At 67.9% G+C, this 18,124-nt stretch carries 18 protein-coding genes; 10 read left to right on the forward strand and 8 right to left on the reverse strand.

The window, feature by feature from the left end; genetic code table 11:
• Nucleotides 1-785: serine/threonine-protein kinase (locus VHR41_02735; protein ID HEX3233085.1), on the reverse strand; the 785-nt coding region annotated here is incomplete at its 3' end.
• Between the two features lie 323 nt (nucleotides 786-1,108).
• Here VHR41_02735 and VHR41_02740 point away from each other — a divergent pair.
• The 3 genes from VHR41_02740 to VHR41_02750 are packed head-to-tail and all read left to right on the forward strand — an operon-like array spanning nucleotide 1,109 to nucleotide 3,409.
• Nucleotides 1,109-1,825 (forward strand): alpha/beta hydrolase, encoded by a 717-nt coding sequence (locus tag VHR41_02740; protein HEX3233086.1) that lies wholly within the window; start codon nucleotides 1,109-1,111, stop codon nucleotides 1,823-1,825.
• Between the two features lie 44 nt (nucleotides 1,826-1,869).
• Nucleotides 1,870-3,099 carry an ABC transporter substrate-binding protein gene (locus VHR41_02745; protein HEX3233087.1) on the forward strand — a complete coding sequence of 410 codons (1,230 nt, stop codon included), beginning with the start codon at nucleotides 1,870-1,872 and terminating at the stop codon, nucleotides 3,097-3,099.
• Nucleotides 3,100-3,139: 40 nt separating this feature from the next.
• Nucleotides 3,140-3,409, forward strand: coding sequence for a hypothetical protein (locus VHR41_02750; GenBank protein HEX3233088.1), 270 nt, complete (start codon nucleotides 3,140-3,142; stop codon nucleotides 3,407-3,409).
• 131 nt (nucleotides 3,410-3,540) lie between these two features.
• On the opposite strand, the gene VHR41_02755 is transcribed toward VHR41_02750, so the two are convergent.
• Nucleotides 3,541-4,098 carry a hypothetical protein gene (locus VHR41_02755; protein HEX3233089.1) on the reverse strand — a complete coding sequence of 186 codons (558 nt, stop codon included), beginning with the start codon at nucleotides 4,096-4,098 and terminating at the stop codon, nucleotides 3,541-3,543.
• Between the two features lie 280 nt (nucleotides 4,099-4,378).
• Here VHR41_02755 and VHR41_02760 point away from each other — a divergent pair, with 280 nt between their 5' ends.
• Complete coding sequence (locus VHR41_02760) at nucleotides 4,379-4,981, forward strand: peroxiredoxin (protein HEX3233090.1); 603 nt, start codon at nucleotides 4,379-4,381, stop codon at nucleotides 4,979-4,981.
• 20 nt (nucleotides 4,982-5,001) lie between these two features.
• Here the strand turns inward: VHR41_02760 and VHR41_02765 are convergent, their stop codons facing one another.
• Nucleotides 5,002-6,246 (reverse strand): hypothetical protein, encoded by a 1,245-nt coding sequence (locus VHR41_02765; GenBank protein HEX3233091.1) that lies wholly within the window; start codon nucleotides 6,244-6,246, stop codon nucleotides 5,002-5,004.
• Between the two features lie 194 nt (nucleotides 6,247-6,440).
• Here VHR41_02765 and VHR41_02770 point away from each other — a divergent pair, with 194 nt between their 5' ends.
• The 3 genes from VHR41_02770 to VHR41_02780 all read left to right on the forward strand — a co-directional run bounded on the left by VHR41_02770 (nucleotide 6,441) and on the right by VHR41_02780 (nucleotide 10,783).
• Nucleotides 6,441-7,625 carry a hypothetical protein gene (locus tag VHR41_02770; GenBank protein ID HEX3233092.1) on the forward strand — a complete coding sequence of 395 codons (1,185 nt, stop codon included), beginning with the start codon at nucleotides 6,441-6,443 and terminating at the stop codon, nucleotides 7,623-7,625.
• Between the two features lie 168 nt (nucleotides 7,626-7,793).
• Nucleotides 7,794-8,819, forward strand: a complete 1,026-nt coding sequence (locus VHR41_02775) for a hypothetical protein (GenBank protein HEX3233093.1) — start codon at nucleotides 7,794-7,796, stop codon at nucleotides 8,817-8,819.
• A gap of 5 nt (nucleotides 8,820-8,824) precedes the next feature.
• Nucleotides 8,825-10,783, forward strand: a complete 1,959-nt coding sequence (locus VHR41_02780; protein HEX3233094.1) for a pyrroloquinoline quinone-dependent dehydrogenase — start codon at nucleotides 8,825-8,827, stop codon at nucleotides 10,781-10,783.
• Here VHR41_02780 and VHR41_02785 read toward each other — a convergent pair.
• The gene (locus VHR41_02785; protein ID HEX3233095.1) at nucleotides 10,746-11,321 is read right to left on the reverse strand and encodes a DUF4142 domain-containing protein; all 576 of its coding nucleotides are present in this window, start codon (nucleotides 11,319-11,321) and stop codon (nucleotides 10,746-10,748) included. The two genes, VHR41_02780 and VHR41_02785, sit on opposite strands and share 38 nt — an antisense overlap.
• 131 nt (nucleotides 11,322-11,452) lie before the next feature.
• Here VHR41_02785 and VHR41_02790 point away from each other — a divergent pair, with 131 nt between their 5' ends.
• The gene (locus VHR41_02790; GenBank protein HEX3233096.1) at nucleotides 11,453-11,689 is read left to right on the forward strand and encodes a hypothetical protein; all 237 of its coding nucleotides are present in this window, start codon (nucleotides 11,453-11,455) and stop codon (nucleotides 11,687-11,689) included.
• The gene (locus VHR41_02795) at nucleotides 11,656-12,630 is read left to right on the forward strand and encodes a hypothetical protein (protein ID HEX3233097.1); all 975 of its coding nucleotides are present in this window, start codon (nucleotides 11,656-11,658) and stop codon (nucleotides 12,628-12,630) included. The genes VHR41_02790 and VHR41_02795 overlap by 34 nt, the downstream gene beginning before the upstream one ends.
• 100 nt (nucleotides 12,631-12,730) lie before the next feature.
• On the opposite strand, the gene VHR41_02800 is transcribed toward VHR41_02795, so the two are convergent.
• The 3 genes from VHR41_02800 to VHR41_02810 all read right to left on the reverse strand — a co-directional run bounded on the left by VHR41_02800 (nucleotide 12,731) and on the right by VHR41_02810 (nucleotide 14,653).
• A complete protein-coding gene (locus tag VHR41_02800) occupies nucleotides 12,731-13,498 on the reverse strand; it encodes an SDR family oxidoreductase (protein ID HEX3233098.1) in 768 nt (255 codons plus the stop codon).
• 44 nt (nucleotides 13,499-13,542) lie between these two features.
• On the reverse strand, nucleotides 13,543-14,235 hold the full coding sequence (locus tag VHR41_02805; GenBank protein ID HEX3233099.1) for a hypothetical protein: 693 nt from the start codon (nucleotides 14,233-14,235) through the stop codon (nucleotides 13,543-13,545).
• Between the two features lie 67 nt (nucleotides 14,236-14,302).
• Nucleotides 14,303-14,653: a helix-turn-helix domain-containing protein gene (locus VHR41_02810; GenBank protein ID HEX3233100.1), complete on the reverse strand. Its 351-nt coding sequence runs from the start codon at nucleotides 14,651-14,653 to the stop codon at nucleotides 14,303-14,305.
• A gap of 178 nt (nucleotides 14,654-14,831) precedes the next feature.
• On the opposite strand from VHR41_02810, the gene VHR41_02815 reads away from it, so the two are divergent.
• Complete coding sequence (locus tag VHR41_02815) at nucleotides 14,832-17,495, forward strand: protein kinase (protein ID HEX3233101.1); 2,664 nt, start codon at nucleotides 14,832-14,834, stop codon at nucleotides 17,493-17,495.
• A gap of 7 nt (nucleotides 17,496-17,502) precedes the next feature.
• Here VHR41_02815 and VHR41_02820 read toward each other — a convergent pair whose 3' ends face one another.
• Nucleotides 17,503-18,042 (reverse strand): cytochrome c, encoded by a 540-nt coding sequence (locus VHR41_02820; protein ID HEX3233102.1) that lies wholly within the window; start codon nucleotides 18,040-18,042, stop codon nucleotides 17,503-17,505.
• Nucleotides 18,043-18,124: the final 82 nt, after the last annotated feature.

Here is an 18,124-nt window from a genome sequence, read left to right on the forward strand (position 1 = left end):
AGCAAACACCGCATGATCAACGCGTCCAGCGCGCGCGGGCAGTCCGGGCGTTTGAGCTGGATCGGGGCCGGCGTCTGCGTGACGTGCGCCGCCATCTGCTGCTGCGGCGTGGTGGCCCCGTACGGCGACCCACCCACGAGCATTTCGTATGCGACAAGCCCCAGGGCGTAGAGATCGGCCCGATGGTCGATCTGCGGATCGGCGACGACCTGCTCCGGCGCCATGTAGGCCGGCGTGCCGAGCGAGACGCCGGCGGTTGTGAGGTGGTGCCGGCTGGTCGCGTCGCTCACCGCCTTGGCGACGCCGAAATCCATGACCAGAGCGTGGCCATCGGCGAGAAGGATGTTCTCCGGCTTGATGTCGCGATGCACCACCCCCGTCCTGTGGGCCTTGGCCAATGCATCGGCGATCTCACCGGTCAACCGAACAACCTCGGGCACCGCCAACGGCCCGGTTCGGGCGAGTCGCTCGCGGAGCGTTTCGCCCTCGACGAAGGGCATCACGTAGTAGGGCAGTGCCGGCCCTTGCCCCTCGGTGATCACGCCCGAGTCGAGCAAGCCGAGGATGTGAGGATGCTGCAGCCGGGCGGCGACTTCGATCTCCCGAGCAAAGCGCTCGGGGCCCATGGTAACCGCGAGCTCGGGGCGGAGGACCTTGAGCGCCACCTTGCGGTGGTGCTTCAGATCCTCGGCGAGGTACACCGTGGCCATACCGCCCTGGCCCAGCTCCCGCTCGATGTGGTAGCGGTCGGCGAGGCCCGCAATGAGCCTAGAGGTGTCGATCACTGTGCCGCGTCTGGGGAGCCCTGCGACTGAGGCACAGGGGCGGACTCTTCTGAACGATCATGGTTTGGTCCGGGTCGAGGATGCGGGTCCATCCCCGAGGGGAACTGGGGGTGAGCCAAATATGGCCTCCGCCCACTGCACCAGCCAGCCGTCTGCCCAGCCGTGCTTACTGTTGTGTCGAGCGCGTGCCAGAGGGAAATCCATAGTTCAGCAAACTCAGCAGTATGTGAGATCTCTGGATTTGTGTTCACAGGCGCCGGTAGGTAAAGTAGGGCCGTGACGAAACGGTCGAACTCTAGAGACGAAGGCGAAAGGGGCGCACCATGTTCGAGCAGACGGCGGGAGACATTCGGAATGTCGTGCTGGTGCACGGCGGGTTCGTGGACGGATCGGGGTGGGAGGGCGTCTATCGCTCGCTCCGGCGGCAGGGCTACAACGTCACCATCACCCAGCACCCCACGACGTCCCTGACCGATGACGTCCGGGCCGTCCGGGCCGTCCTGGCGGCGCAGGACGGTCCGGCCGTGCTCGTGGGGCACTCGTACGGCGGCGCAGTCATTACGGAGGCGGGCACCGATCCCAAGGTGGCCGCGCTGGTGTACATCGCGGCCTTCGCGCCGGACGCAGGGGAGTCGGTGGGTTCGCTCATCGCCGATCCGCCGCCGGGCGCGCCGGTCCCGCCCATCTTGCCGCCGCGCGACGGCTTCTTGCTGCTGGACCGGGAGAAGTTCGCCGCCGCGTTCGCCGCCGATGTCGAGCCGGAGCTGGCCGCATTCATGGCGGATGCGCAACTCCCCTGGGGGGTAGAGGCCCTGCAGGGCGCCATCACCCAGCCGGCGTGGAAGACGAAGCCGAGTTGGTACCTCGTGACCCGGGACGATCGGATGATCCCACCTCCCGCCCAGCGGGTGATGGCCGAGCGGGCCGGCGCCACCGTCGCCGAGTCGGCCGCCAGCCATTCCGTCTACGTGTCGCAGCCCGAGGCCGTGGCCCGGCTGATCGTGGAAGCGGCCGGGGCGGCGCATCCAGCGACCGCTTGAGAAACGCGCCGAGGCGCGCATCGGTTTCCCCGGACGGAGGGCATATGAGGCGGCTGGTCGTTCTGGCGTTGGCGCTGGGCCTGGCAGCATGCGGTGACGACTCTTCGGGACCAGGCGCCGGCTCCAACCAGCTCGTCGTCGGAGCTCTGCTGTCGCTGACGGGCCCGGGTCAGACGCTCGGCCGGACCAGCGAGGCCGCGCTCCAGCTCGCGGCCGACGACCTCAACGCCCAGCTCAGCAGCCAAGGCTCGCCGACCCGGGTCAGCGTGCGGGTCGAGGACACCGGACTCGACCCGACGCTCGCGCTGGACCGTCTCAGAGCGCTGGCGGGAGAGGGTGTGCGAATCTTCATCGGGCCCCAGTCCAGCTCCGAGGTCGGCGCGCTGAAGCCGTTCGCCGATAGCGCCGGCGTGGTCCTCATGAGCCAGGGCAGCACGGCGTCCGCCCTTTCCATCGCGGATGACAACGTGTTCCGGCTGGTGCCGGACGACTCCCAGGAAGGGCAGGCGATGGTCGCGCTCCTCGGCGGAGATGGAATCCAGACCGTCGTGCCGCTGTGGCGCGAGGACGCCGGCAACCAGGGTCTCCACGATGCGGTGGAGCGGTTGTTCCCGGAGCAGGGCGGCACGGTGACCGCAGGCGCCCACTACCCGCCGGCGACGACCGATTTCTCCGCGCAGCTCGAGGCGATCCGATCGCAGGTCGGCGATGCGGTGGCCCAGAACGGCGCCGCAACCGTGGCCGTCTACCTGGCCGCGTTCGAGGAGAGCGCCGCGATCTTCGCGCAGGCGAGCCAGGATCCCACCTTGTCCCAGGTCCAGTGGTACGGCGGAGACGGGACGGTGCAGAGCGCCGCGGTGGTGGCCGATCCCGCCGCCGCCGGGTTTGCCGCGTCGACGGCGTTCAGGGCGCCGACGTACGGTCTGGACGATGAACTGCTCCAGCAGGATGCCGAACTGATCGGCGCCATCCAGGCCAGAAGCGGTCTCTCGCCCGACGCGTTCACGCTCGCCGCATACGACGCGCTGCACGTGGCGACCCTCGCCTACGCGGAGGTCGGCCTGGGATCGATCGAGGAGTACCGGGCGGAATTGCTCCGCCAGGCCGGCACCTACACCGGAGCGACCGGGCCTACCACCCTGAATCCCGCTGGCGATCGCGCCATCGGGGACTATGACTTCTACCAGGTCTGCGCCAGCGCGCCACCTTCCTGGAGACGAGTGGAGGCGTACCGAGCCACTCCTGGGACGGTCGTTAACGTCGGGGCATGTTGATGGTCGTACCATCCAAATGACTTCATGAGAGGAGCTTCAAATGCCGAGAGTGATCGCCACGCACGCGGTGGGCAACATGGATACCTGGCTCGCGGGGGGAAAAGAGCGCGCGGAGATCTTCAAGCAGTTCTGTAGCGCGTATCGCATCTATCGTCACCCGAAAGAGAACAAGATCGCGCTGGCCTGGGAGAATGCCGATCTCCAGAAGCTCGAGGCGGTGCTCAGCCACCCCGACACGGAGAAGGCCAAATCTCGGCATACCGTCCTCGAGCCCATCGATATCTATGTCGAGGTCGAGGGCGGCCGTTGAGCGGGTGCGTGCAAAGGCGAGCTAGTGGCCGATCCCGAACAGGAACAGCAGCAGGATGATCACGCCCGGCACTCCGAGCAGCCACAGTAGAATGAGCGCCACGGTAGGCTCCTTTCCGCCTCAGCGGTCGGTCAGGCCGCCGCGCGATCGCGCGTGCGGTGGTGGGTGAAGGTCATCGGCTCGCCGGACGCCATCCAACCGCCCAGCACCGCGCCGATGAGGCCAATAAGGAGAGCAACCGCCGTGGCCAGCGCGTTGTTGCGGACCGCGACCGCCATGTCCGCGTCGGAGAGCGGGGTCGCCCCCGCGGCGATCGCGGAGAGGCCGCCGTACCAGCCGCCGATGTGGCCAGCACTGCCAAGGGCGCCAAGCAGGAGCAGCACCGGGATCGTCACCAGCCAGACGATGGCGCCGTGGAGAATGGCGGGCTCCGAGCGGACCCGCCCCGCGATCCGCGCGGCCGCCCATCCGCCCGCCACGTAGCCGAAGAAGGCGCCGCCGACCGAGAAGATGAGCCCGATCAGGTGCAGCTTCTTCCAGTCCACATACTGGGCCGCCTCGTTGGCGCCGAGCGCGACTCCGATCAGGCCGATCAGCAGGCCCACGGCCAGCGCCGTCAGCGCGCCGACCCAGACGGCACTCCACGCGATCGGCCAGATCACCCATTCCGGGTCTTGTCGCTGCAGCATGGCGCCCCCTTCAGGAGAAAGCTCGCACCTCCGCCGGTGCTCGACCGCCGAAGACTCGGCGTACCGGGCTCAACCTTAGAAGGGAACGTTGCAGACCGCGGGGATGCAGGTCACTGGGACAGGACGCCTCAGAACACCTAATGCACCGTGCAGGTCCCGATGGCCCGGCGGCTATCCGGCACGCTACCTGGGGCCCATCGCTGGTTCCCGCGGTCTGGCAGGACGCGGGATGCACGACCATCTTTCCAGTGTCCATGGACGCACAGATAGGAGCGTAATGATGGCCCGACTACTCGGCCTGGGCGAGCGGTTCCCGGAGTTCTCCATGCAGGCGTGCGTCTCGGTCGAGCCGGGATCGGAATTCCGCGTCATCAATGCGCACGACTTGGAGGGAACCTGGGTCGCGATCTTCTTCTGGCCCCTCGACTTCACCTTCGTCTGCCCGACCGAGCTCATCGAGTTCAACCGCGCGCTCCGGGAGTTCCGCGCCCTCGGCGCGAGGGTGTTCGGCGTCAGTGGCGATACCCACGTCGCCCATCTCGCGTGGCGCAAGGAGAACCCGGACCTTCGCAACATCCAGTTCCCGATGCTGGCGGACGATCGCAAGGAGGTCGCCGGCGAGCTCGGCATTATAGATCCGATCGAACAGGTTCCGCTTCGGGCGACCTACCTGCTCGACGCGGAGCGGAAGATTCGGTGGCTCTGCGTGAACGACTTGAGCGTGGGCCGGAACACCGGGGAAGTGCTGCGAGTACTCGCGGGCCTCCAGTGCGGGGAGTTGTGCCCGGCCAATTGGAGGCCGGGCCAGGCGACGCTCCAGCCGCCCAAGGATGGGGGAAAGTCCGCACCCTGGGAGACCAAGGAGCGGCCCGCGCTTCGCTGAGCGCCCGGGCATCCGCCCCTTCAATAGATGTGTAGCTTCTCCAGGACCGCGAAGTTGTCACCCACGGACTCGAACACGTCCTTGTTGTGTTTGATCATCCTGCTGCGCATGTACACCCTTAGCCATTGCTTGTAGACGTGCAGCTCGTAGTGGTCGAGGATGTCGCGCAGCGGGAGGTCGCGCTGCGCCAGCAGCCCCGCCAGGAACATCGCGCACTCGAAGCCCAGCGAAATCGACTGAAAGTAGGGCGACCCCAGGGCCGAATCGCCGACCAGGAACACCGGCGAACGGGCGAAGGGGTTGTCGGCGGTCACCGCCCGGCGCCACTGCCGGCTGGTGGCATGGCGAGCCCGGTACACGTCCAACGGGATCCGGACGATCTCCAGGTCGCCGACCATCTCGCCGCCGGTCTCCCGGTCGACCTTGCTGATGAAGCGGTCCATCGACTGGGCGACATGGGGGAAGTTGGTGCGCAGCCACTGGCCGTCGAAGCGTGAGGGCATATGCTCGAACTCGTCGGCGGAGATGTTGACGACGCCCGTCACGTGGCTGATGCTGCCGTCGTAGAACGTGCGGTTGACCGCCGGAATGAACTTGTAGTACGGGCTGTCGATGTTCTTGTAGTACTTGCAGTACTCGTTGCAGTCGTAGGCGCGGCCGTACAGGAAGGTGACCACGAGTGCGTGCTCGAGCCGTATCCTGAACGTATTCGCGTCGCGATCCCCGGCTGCGGCGCCGGGCACCAGCTGATCCCGCAGCAGCGAGTTGGTCCCCGTGCAGTCGACCAGGACGTCGCCTGGCTGGAGCATCGCCATCGCGTCCTGGGGCGTGACGGCGCCCGCGGTGCGCTGCACCGGATTTGACCGGCGCGCATCGATCAGATCGCTGAGGGAGCGCTCGATGGCCTTGAGCGGGCAGAATCCAACTACCCAGCCGCGGAGCAGCCCCATCAAGTCCGGCGCGATGGACTGCCGAAACGCGAGGCTCTCCTGGAGCTCCACGGCATCGAAGATGGCCGCGACACTCCCGCTATCGATGTAATCGGTGCAGTAGCTCGCGACCGAATCGGCCACCAGGTACGAGGCGACCTGAACCATCCGGGTCCGGGTGTACTCGGGTCGCTTTTCATAGAGGTGGACGGAGAACCCCTCAATCGATTGGAACAGGGCCGCCACCATGAGACCCACGGGGCCTGCGCCGACGACGTGCACGCGGACCGCGGGAGGCAGGGTGTCGGAGGTTGCAACGCCACTCTGGGAGGGCATATGACTTCTCGGTCTGAGCCGGATTGACCGTGCTCGAAGGGGGTGCGACCTGGCTGTCGCGTGGTTCTTGTCGGAGTGAGATAACGTGACATTACCGGCTTCGGCAGTGCTTTACAAGCGCGGCCATGGTGCTGCCCGAAACCCCGCTCCCTCGCCCGGCGTAGGGCCTGGAGTTCCCACTCTCAGGAGCTTCCGTGCCCGGCGCCATCGCGTCCCCGTCGGTTCGCGCTCGTCCGCACCGCCTCACGCGGCTGTTCATCGCCGGAACCCTCCTCGCGCCGCTGGCCGCCGCCGCTCAGTCGGCAGGGTCCCTCGCGGTGCCCCCCGACTCCTCGCGCTGGACCTTCGAGGGCCGCGCGGGCGTCGCCGAGTACTTGGGCCGCCGATGCGTCATGCTCGACGGCGGCGCGGCGACGATCAAGGACCTCGAGCTCCGGGACGGCGTGATCGACCTGGATGTCGCGACCCCCGCCACCCGCGGCTTCTTCGGGATCCAGTTCCGGACTGACAGCGTGAGTGGGGAGTTCGTCTACCTGCGGCAGCACAAGTCCGGCCTGCCCGACGCCATGCAGTACACGCCGGTGCTCAACACCGGGCTCAACTGGCAGCTCTACAGCGGGCCCGGGTTCACCGGCGCGGTGGACATCCCGCGGGACACCTGGTTCCATGTCCGGCTCGCGATCGCCGGCGCCGCGGCCCGGCTCTACGTGCAGGACACGACCAAGCCCGCGCTCGATATGTCCGACCTCAAGAGCGGCCGCGAGCGGGGCGAGGTGGCCCTCGCCGATCTGATCGGCGCCACCTGCTTCTCCAACGTCGAGATCCGTTCCACGCCCGACGCGTCCTGGGAACGGCACCTGCCGCCGATGCCTCCCGGCACGCTGGTGCGCTGGAGTCTCTCGCCCACCTACGACGCGCTCCAGCGCGATCCCGAGCGTCCGCTCTCCGCGACGGATCGGGCGGCGATCCGGTGGCAGGAGGTGGAGGCCGAACCGCCGGGCATCGTCGCCATCTACCGCTATCGCATGGCGCCCCACCCGCACGTCACCTTCCAGACCGACTGGTCCACCCGGCTCACGCCCCAGCCCGGCACCAAGCTGATCTACGCGCGGACCTCCATTCCGGCCGAGCGGGACGAGGTGCGGAAGCTGTACCTCGGCTACAGCGACGAGGTCAGCGTGTTCCTCAACGGCCGCATTCTCTACCGCGGCCGCAGCGCCCAGGGCTTTCGCGACCCGGGGTTTCTGGGCATCGTGAGCGCGGACGACGACGCGCTGTACCTTCCGCTCCGGAAGGGGCCCAACGAGCTGGTGCTGGCGCTGAGCGAGCTGGGCGGCGGGTGGGGCTTCGTCGCCAAACTCGCGGACGGGGCGCGGTGAGCTGGCTCTTGTCCGGACTCGAACGTCGGGTAGGTTCTGTAGCCAATGTCGCCCCAGTCAGGCCCGTCGTTGTGTCCGGATACCAAGACCGGCTCCTTCCTCCACTGGCTGGTGGGTTACCGTGTCCGTGGCTCCGGTCAGACTTCCCTGGTTGTCGCATACGTGGTGTTGGCCGCTGCCGCCTATCTGCCCGTGCTCTTCGCAGCCGTGATCTCAGGAGTTCCTCTCTGGCGGGCCAACCATGCTGCACGGTTAACATTGCTTCATGACTGGGGGCTTGCCTACGGACTCTTGATCTCCCTTCCCACACTCTTCGTGCTGTTCCTTTCCGACGAGCTTGTTCTTGCAGCCTCGTTAAGACAAATCCAGCGCGATGGTATAGTTGACGTTGCCGACGGGGATGCGAAAACGCTCACTGAGAGCTGGGAGCGCAAGTTCCGCAAGGCGAATATCGTCAGTCAACTGGCAGGCATCACTGCCGGCCTCTGCCTGGGTTTGGCTACGCTTCTCGCATACAGGGGGACTGCCGGCAAGACGTGGATTGTGCCCGTTTCCGGCGTTGGATTAGTGAGCTACTCGTACGCATTTGGTATAAGCCTGCTCTACGCTATGGTCATCATCTACGTTTGGCGGTGCGTGACCATCTCGAGCTTCCTCCGAGCTTTGGTTGCTGTGGCCCCCCTCCGGCTTCTCCCCTTTCACCCCGACAAGTGCGGCGGCCTTCGCCCGGTCGGCCGACTCGGCCTTCGCAATCAATACACCCTGACCATCCTCGGTCTCAATATTGTTCTCCTCATTCTGGTGTGGGTCTTCAGCCAAGACCGAGACCAGTCCGTGCAACTGGTGCTCCTCCTGGCGTCGTTGGCCTACCTTACCCTAGGTCCTTTGGTATTCATGGCGCCACTCCTGCCGTTCAGGGACGGAATGCTGCAGGCGAAGGCGGAATGGACCAGCCAGGTTGCTGGTCTCCTGCGGAAGGAATTCGAGCGACTCAGGGGAAGGATCACAACCGGCGAGATTACCTCGACGGACGAGGCCGCCATCGACCGGCTGAGGAAGCTTGGTGCCGTCATCGATGAGCTGCCAGTCTGGCCGTTCGACGCCCAGACACTGCGCAAGTTCGCCACCGCCTACGTGGTGCCCCTGCTCCTACCCGTCCTCGGTAAGGTTCTACTCCTGGCCATTGGTCTCTGAGGACAATGCACCGCCGCCATTACGTTCGCCTTGCCACGCTGGCAACCCTGGTCGTTGGTCTCGCACGCCCCGCCCTCGCTCAGTCCCGCGCGCATCCTCTCCGCCCCCAGCTCCGCGACGCGATCTGGTCCAACTACGGCGCCGACCCCGCCGGCACGCGCTATTCCCCTGCCACCCAGATCACCCGCGCCAACATTTCCCGGCTGGAGCCGGCCTGGACCTACCGCACCGGCGCCCTCGACGCCAAGACCGACCTGATCCGTAAGGCGGCCTTCGAGTCCACCCCCATCCTGGCCGAGGGGAAGCTGCTGCTGACCACGCCCTACAACCACGTCATCGCGCTCGAGCCCACCACCGGGGTGAGGCTATGGGAATACGATCCGCGCGTGAACCTCGATCGGAACTACTCCGAGGTCACCTCCCGAGGCGCGGCCGCCTGGACCGATCCGAAGGCTGGCCGGGGCCATCCCTGCCGGCTCCGAATCTTCATCGGCACACTGGACGGCCGCCTCATCGCCCTCGACGGTGAGACCGGCCGTCCCTGTGCCGGCTTCGGCACTCGGGGCACAGTCGATCTCACCCGTGGGGCCGATCCCCCGTCCGACTGGACCGGCGGCTACCAGGTGACCTCCGCCCCCGCCGTGTACCGCGATCTCGTCATCACCGGCTCCTCCATCGCGGACAACTGGAAGGTGAGCACCGGCCGCGGTATCGTCCGCGCCTTCGACGCCCGCACCGGACGGCTGCGCTGGACCTGGGACCCGATCCCCTGGGCCGCCGGCACCAAACCGCCCACCGGCGCCGGCAACGCCTGGTCCACCCTTTCCATAGATGAAGCGCACGACCTGGTGTTCGTCCCGACCAGCAGCCCGGCGCCCGACTACTACGGCGGTCTCCGAAAAGGCGATGACCGCTGGGCCAACAGCGTCGTCGCGCTGCGCGCCTCCACCGGCAAGCTGGTGTGGGGCTTCCAGGTGGTCCACCACGATCTGTGGGACTACGACGTGGCCGCCCAGCCCACGCTGTTCACCTGGAAGGACGGCACGCCCGCGGTCGTCATCAACACCAAGATGGGGCACGTGTTCGTGCTGAACCGGCTCACCGGCAAGCCGCTCCTGCCGATCGAAGAGCGAGCGGTGCCAGCGACCGATGTGCCGGGCGAGCAGGCCTCGCCCACCCAGCCGTTCTCCACCATCTCGCTGGTGCCGGAGAGGTTCGGACCTGATGACGCCTGGGGACCGACACCCGCGGACTCCGCCTGGTGCGCCGACAAGATCCGGCGTTCACGATCGGAAGGGATCTTCACCCCGCCGAGCCTCAAGGGCACGGTCGTGGTGCCCGGCAACGTCGGCGGCGTCAACTGGGGCGGCGCCGCATACGATCCCGAGCGCCACCTGATGGTCGCGAACACCAACCGCCTGGTCGCCTGGGTGCGGATGATCCCGCGCGCCGAGTACCACGCCGAGACGATGAAAGACCAGGACAACCGCCTTTTCGGCGAGTTCGGCGACCAGGAGCCGGCGCCCTACGGCATCTACCGCACGTTTCTCTTCTCCCCCAGTCGCACGCCCTGCAATGCGCCGCCCTGGGGCACCACTGCGGCCGTGGATCTCTTCACCGGGAAGACGCGCTGGGAGACCCCGCTCGGCACCATGGTGCCGGGGAAGACGACCGGCTCGATCAACCTCGGCGGGCCGATGGTGACGGCGGGCGGTCTGATGTTTACCGCCGCCGCCATCGACCCCGTCCTCAGGGCCTTCGACTCGGAGACCGGGAAGGAGCTCTGGAGCCACCCGCTTCCCGCCAGCGGCCAGGCGACGCCGATGAGCTACGCGATCCACGGCACGCAGTACGTCGTGATCGCCGCCGGCGGTCACGGCAAGCTCGGCAGCAAGCAGGGGGACTACGTCGTGGCCTTTCGGCTCGCTATGACTCGCGCCGCGCCTGCGAGGCCGTCGCGGTGACGTCCGCGCCGACGGAGCGCGCCGTCTCGGTGGACAGGGCCTCGTGTTGCTCCACGACCGGCAGCAGGCTCGAGGCGAGCTGCTTCAGCGACTGCACCCGCCCATCCTTGGCCTCGTCCTGGAACAGACGGGCCGCTCCATCATGCTGGCTCATCATCTCGGCCATATAGCTCTTGTCGAAGGCAGACCGCTTCACGCCGGACAAACGGTTGTAGATCTGCTGATGCTGTATCAGCAGGACGGGCCTGGGATAGGCAGCCTGTTTCGCTCCCGCCGCGAGCTCCTCGTTCGCCTTCGAATAGTCGGCCACCATCCGCTTGCCGAAATCCCGAACGACTTCGCTGGAGCCCTTCTCCTGCGCCAGCTTCCCCAGCTTCACCTGCAGCAGGCCAAGGCTGCCCGCCATCTGAATGAAGGCGCTGTCCGCCGCCAGCGCCGCATGCTGCTGGGCGGTCTGCGCGGCCGCTGTCGTGAGGCCAGCGGCGGCATTGAGTAACAGGCAGGTAACTCCTACGGGAGCCAGAAGTTTGCCGAACATGCGCTGATCCTTTCAGGTTGTGTCGCGGGCGAGTTCACCCGCGCTCCAAAGTCAGACGGCCGATTTCCGCGGATGGTTTCGTCCGCGTCGTATGGCCGCTCTGATTTGATCATTCCACCCAGGGCCTCACGATGTCCGCCTCTCGAAGCGTCACTCCCTCACGGCTGCTCTCCGCCGTGGCCGCCGCCGCGGCGCTCGCCTGTTCCACCGAGTCGCCCGAGGAGCCGAGCCTCAAGCCGGCTCCCACGCCCCTCGCCGTCTCCCCTGCCACGCTCCAGTTCGCCATCCCGCAGGCTACTCCGGGGACCCTGACCGTGACGACCCAGGGCTCGACGTGGCGGGAGGGCTTTACCACCGCTGCGCCCTAGACGCGGCCGGGGCAGCCTACTGCTGGGGAGTCAACGACCAGGGCCGGCTGGGCGACGGCACGACCACCGCCCGGACCTCGCCCGTGCCGGTGAGCGGCGGGGTGGTCTTTGTCAGCCTGACCGCCGGCGCCACGCACACCTGCGGGCTCGACACCGCCGGACACGCCTGGTGCTGGGGCAACAACGGCCGCAGCGCGCTCGGCGACGGCACCACGGAGGTCGAACAGCACGTGCCCGTGCCCGTGGCCGCCCCGACCGGCGGCTCGCCGCTCACCTTCTCGCTCCTCACGGCGGGCTGGATCCACACCTGCGGTCTGGGCACCGACGGCGTCGCCTGGTGTTGGGGAGACAACACCGAGGGAGAGCTCGGCAATCTGACACCCTTGGGGTCGAACAGGCCGACGAGGGTCGCGGGTGGCCGGCTGTTCCGGGCGCTCTCCGCCGAGGCGCTCCACACCTGCGCGCTCGCAAGCGACGGCGCGGCGTACTGCTGGGGCAAGAATGACGAGGGCGAGCTCGGTACCGGCACGACGACCGCGTCGGCGACGCCGGTAGCCGTGGCCGGCGGGTTCCGATATACCGCCATCGCCGCGAGCGGTCTCGATGGGCCAGACTCCCACACCTGCGCCGCTACCACCACGGGGATGGGGTGCTGGGGCGACAATACAGCCGGACAGCTCGGCGACGGCACCACGACGGATCGGCTTACGCCGTCGGTCGTCGCCGGTACCGTGTTCGAGCGCCTGGCCGGGGGACTCCAGTTCACCTGCGGCCTGACCTCGGCCGGAACCGCCTGGTGCTGGGGGACCAACCCGCGCGGAGAGCTCGGAAACGGCACCACCACTTCCCAGAGCTCCCCGAGCGATTCGCGGCCGAAGGCGACCGAGCCTTCGGCCGGCTCTTCCTGCTCAACCTCGTGCTCTTCGCCATCGCCGCCGTGATTCGGGCGACCGGCTCGATCCCGCCCAGATGGCTCCTCTTCGGTGTCGATGTGTACTGGCTGAACCTCTATCTCGTGGCGCTCGCGAAGCTCTGGCCGCGCTAGGACCTCCGGGTCCACAATACCCGATTCACCTCCAGGGCGATGCGCCGCGGCGGCAGCTCGCCAGCGAAGGACAACAGCTTGCTCATGAGACCGGGGATGACCACCATGGAGCCCCGCAGCATCCCGGCATAGCCGGCCCGGGCCACGGCGGCGGCCGAGAGTTTCGGGAGCCGCTTGAAGAGCACGTCCGTACCGGCTCTTGCCCGATCGTCGAACTCGGTCTCGGTGGGCCCGGGGGAGAGAGCCGTCACGCTGACACCGCTGCCCCGCAGCTCCAGCGCCAGACCCCTCGAGAACGAGAGGACGTACGCCTTGCTGGCATAGTACGCCGTCATATACGGGGCGCCCGGCTGAAACCCCACCACCGACGCGAGGTTGAGAATGCGTCCCCAGCGGCGCTCGCGCATGCCCGGCAGCGCCAGGCGGGTGAGGGTGGTGAGCGCCGCCACGTTCAGTTGCACCATCCGATCCAGCTCGGCCGGATCCTGCTCCTCGAGTGCGCCGTAGAGTCCCACACCCGCGTTGTTGACCAGCACGTCGATGCTGACCCCCGTCGAGGCCAGATCGCTCCAGAGCTTCGATGCGGCGCCGGACGTCGAGAGATCCCGGGACTCGACCTGAACCCGGATCCGATGTGCCTCGCCGAGCTCGGCCGCAATCCGATCCAGCAGGTCCCGCCGGCGGCCCACCAGAATCAGATGAAAACCATCCGCGGCCAGGAGCCGCGCCAGCTCGAGCCCGATTCCGCCGGTCGCGCCCGTCACTAATGCCGTCCGCGTCACCGCGCTCTGGGGTCGATCGTGAGCCGTCATCTTGTATGCCCTCTCAGCTGCCACAGGGAGACGAAGTGCACCATGAAGGCAAGGGGAACCAGGAATGCGGGTACCAGGCCGAGGGGAAAGCTCGTCAGCAGCTCCGGGCTCGGAGTCGTGTGGAAGACCTGCACCGGACCCGGAGTGGTCATCATACCCAGGCCGATGGCCACGACCAGGTCCAGCAGCCCGAGCAGATTGAAGATCACGGCGCGGCGCCGGCCGCCGGGTGCATCGAGCCGCGCGGCGACCCAGAAGGCGGCGGCGCCGATCAGGACGTCGCCGGTGCCGGCGGGGATCGCCCAGAGGGGCGGAAGCTGTCCGGTGAACATGAGAGCCAGGAAGAGCGCGCCTACCAGCCGCCAGACGTTGAGCCGGATCAGGTTCTTCTGGTCTCTGAGCAGGCCGCGCAGCGTCGGGGAGAGCCAGAGGCACGCCCCCATCACCGCCAGCGCCGCGACCAGCTGGATCCCGACCGGCGGTGGAGTCCGGGTGTCGGGAGGCTGGTAGAAGCCGGAGGACGCGAGAACGCCGGCGGCGATCGCCCACGCAGCCAGTACCAGGCCGCTCAGGATGGCGATCCACGCCGAGCGTGGCGATGTCCGTTCCCGCCACATGATGGCGAAGAGGGCGATCACCACGAGCGCCGTGGCGCTGACTACCAGGCCGACGAGGAGTTGCTGTGACATCTGCCTAGGCTAGACACAGCCCATTCGACCAGCAAGAAGGAACACCTGTGTGCCGTCGGGCGAGCGATCAGACGCGGACCGTCGTCCCGTCCAGGTCGTCCGCATGGCGCTCGGTCCAATGGCAGAGAGTTTGGAGCGGCTTGGTGAGACTCCGACCCAACGGCGTCAACGCGTATTCCACGCCGGGCGGCACCGTGCGATACACTCGACGGGTGAGCAGCCCGCGCGCTTCGAGCCGGCGCAGCGTGCGGGTCAGCATGCGCTGCGACACGCCCGGCAACCCCCGCTTGAGCTCGGCGTGGCGGCGCGGCCCGGGCGAGAGCAGGTCGATGACCGGCACGGTCCACTTATCGCCCAACAGGTTCACCAGGATGCGCACCCCCGGCCGCATGGTCTCGCGGTGCTGATCGCTCGGCATGGTTCTCTCCGTTCCGGCAGGGCCGTTCGGGTCCTTCTAATGTTACCGGGTTTCCGCCGACCGGCAGATGGCCCCCCGGGCCGGCCCCGTCGCTGGCGCCCGGCGTCTCCGCGGGTTTACTTATCCCTACCTCCAGGCCCGACACCAGGCAGTTCGTTCCTCGAACCACGGGATCCGCATGGGCGCGCCGGACGGCCTGCGCGACGCACTCGCCGACCGCTACGTCATCGAGCGCGAGCTCGGGCGGGGCGGCATGGCCGTGGTCTACCTGGCCCAAGACCTCCGACATGACCGCCCGGTTGCTCTGAAAATCCTCCTCCCCGAGCTCGCCGCCACGCTCGGCCCTGAGCGGTTCCAACGCGAGATTCGACTCGCCGCCCGGCTCCAGCATCCCCACATCCTGACGGTGCACGACTCGGGGGAAACAGCCGGCCAGCTCTGGTTCACCATGCCGTTCGTCGAGGGCGAGTCGCTGCGTGACCGGCTCCGCCGCGAGCGCCAGCTTCCCGTTGACGACGCACTCCGGATCGCGACCGAGGCCGCCCGCGCGCTCGACTACGCCCACCACCACGGCGTGGTCCACCGCGACATCAAGCCCGAGAACATCCTGCTCACTCAGGACGGGAGCACGCTCGTCGCGGATTTCGGCATCGCCCGCGCGCTCGGCGGAAACGATGGGCTCACGCAGACTGGCTTCGCGGTGGGGACGCCGGCGTACATGAGCCCGGAGCAGGCGGCGGGCGATCGCTCGCTCGATCCCCGCACCGATCTGTATTCGCTGGGGTCGGTGTTGTACGAGATGCTGGCGGGGGAGGCGCCGTTCACCGGTCCCACCGCCCAGGCGATCGCGGCCAAGCGGCTGACCGAGCCGCCGCCGAGCGTGCGGGCGGTTCGGCCGACGGTGCCGCCGGCGGTGGATGAGGCGATCCGGAAGGCCCTCGCGCCGGTGGCGGCGGACCGGTTCGCAACCGTGGGCCAGTTTGCGCAGGCGCTGCACGTCACCTCGTCCGGCGCGACGGCCGCTACCACGATCCCTTCGCCCGTCGCCGAGGCCCCGCGGCCCATGGCGGCACAAGTGCCCCGCCGCCGGCCCGTCCCGGTTGCGGCCGTCGCCCTCACCGCCGGTCTCCTGATCGGCGGCGGCCTGCTGTTCGCCTGGCGGCGGAGCGCGGCCGGGCACGAATCGCCCGGCGGCACCCGCGTGGTTGCGGTGCTCCCCTTTGACAATCTGGGCGATTCCGCCGACGCCTACTTCGCCGACGGCGTGAGCGACGAGGTGCGCACCAAGCTTGGCCAGGTCGCGGGGCTCGAGGTGATCGCCCGGGGCAGCTCGCTCGAGTACCGTCACACGGCCAAGCGGGCGACCGAGATCGCCCACGAGCTCGGCGCCGACTACCTGCTGACCGGCACGGTGCGATGGGAGAAGGCCGGCGGCACCAGCCGAGTTCGGGTGACGCCGGAGCTGGTGGACGCGCGGCCCGGCCAGGCGGCCCGCTCCCGCTGGGGTCAGCAGTTCGACGCCTCGCTTACTGACGTCTTCCAGGTGCAGGCCGACATCGCTACCAAGGTGGCCGACGCCCTTGGCGTCGCCCTGGCCGACAGCACCCAGCGCCAGCTCACGGCCAAGCCGACCGAGAACCTCGCCGCGTACGACGAGTTCCTGAAGGGCGAGGCGGTATCGCAAGGCATGAGCGTGGTGGATCCGCTGAATCTGCGCCGGGCGATCGGCTACTACGAGCAGGCGGTGGCCCTCGATTCCACCTTTGCGGTGGCCTGGGCGCGGCTGTCCCACGCACGGTCACGCCTGTATAACAACGGTGTCCCAGACCCAGCGCTGGGGGAGCAGGCGCGGGTCGCGGCAGAGCGCGCGCAGCGGCTCAAGCCGAAGGAGCCCCTGGTCTACCGGGCCTTCGGGGCCTACTACGGCACCATCCCGCTCGATTTGGCTCGCGCACTCGCGGAGTATCAGGAGGGCATTCGGCTCGCCCCCGACAACGTCGCGCTGCTCGTGGGCCTCGCCGCGATCGAACCAGGTATCGGCCGCTGGGATAGCGCGGCGGCCCGCCTCGCGCACGCCGCGGTGCTGGATCCGCGGTCGGTCAACATCACCAGCCAACTGGCCGACCTGCATACGATGCTCCGGCACTACGCCACGGCCGATTCGGCCGCGGACCGCGGGCTCGCGCTGGCTCCCACCAATCCTCGGACACCCTGGCAGAAGGTGATAAACCAGCTGGGCCGGGGAGATCTGGACAGTGCCCGCGCGGTCATTCGGGCGGCGGTGCGGCACATCGATCCCGGGGCGTTCTACGCCTACCTCGCGACCTATCAGGACCTCTACTGGGTGTTGGAGGACGACGCCCAACGGCAGACGCTCCAGTTGCCGCCGAGCGCGTTCGACGACGACCGGGGGAACTGGGGAATCGTCCGCGCCCAGCTCTATTACTTGCGGGGCGATCGGGTACAGGCGGCCATCTACGCCGACTCGGCGCGGATCGCTTTCGAGGAGCAGAGCCGGGCCGCGCCCAAGGACCCCACGCGCCATGCGCTGCTCGGAGTGGCGCTGGGCTATCTCGGACGGAAGGCCGAGGCGGTGCGGGAAGGCCTACGAGCGGTGCAGATGGTGCCCGTGAGCCGGGATCAGTCTAACGGTCCCTACTACCAGCTCCAGCTCGTACGGACCTATCTGCTGGTGGGCGAGCCCGAGAAGGCGCTGGACCATCTCGAGTCGATGCTCAAGACGCCGTACTATCTCTCGCCCGGTTGGCTCCGCATCGATCCGACCTTCGATCCGCTGCGGAACAATCCGCGGTTCCGGAAGCTGGTGGAGGGGACCGCGTAGCGCACTTTCACGGCTTCCCAGCCGGCGGAGCGCGCCATGCCGAATCGATCGGACCTGGCAGCGAATCGATCCGACTCACGAACCCAACGACCCTCCAGACATCGTCGTCGCTCATGATCTTGCTCCAGGCCGTCATGCCCGTCCGCCGGATGCCGTTGCGAACGAGGTAGAAGACCTGGTCCTCCTCCCGGCGCGTCGGATGCAGGACGAGCTGCGGCGCGGGAGGATAGAAGCCAAGACCGAATGGCGCCGGTTTCCTGTTGGCTCCGCCGTGACACCCCGCGCAATTGTTCCGGTAGATCCGCATCCCTGCGGCGAGATTGCTATCAGACGGAGGAAACGGGTTGGCGAGGTGAGGCGCCCGCCGCGCCAGAGACGCGTTCAACGCCATCTTGGCGATGCGCGACTCGATCCACGACGGGGTCGCATCCGCCTCCATTCGCCAGAGGCCGCCGTACAGAGTCAGGAACACCGTCACGCCGAATATCACGAGGCCGCCAACCGCGCCGGCGAGAGTCAGCCAGACGACAACCCCCTTCGCGTTCACGGTCACCTTGGCCCGTGCATGCAAAGGAGCACGAGAACCGGGATCAAGAGGCGTGACATGGACGACCTCGTCGGAGAGACGG

It is taken from the genome of Gemmatimonadales bacterium (genome assembly GCA_036265815.1).
Classification (GTDB): Bacteria; Gemmatimonadota; Gemmatimonadetes; order Gemmatimonadales; family GWC2-71-9; genus CAVVWJ01.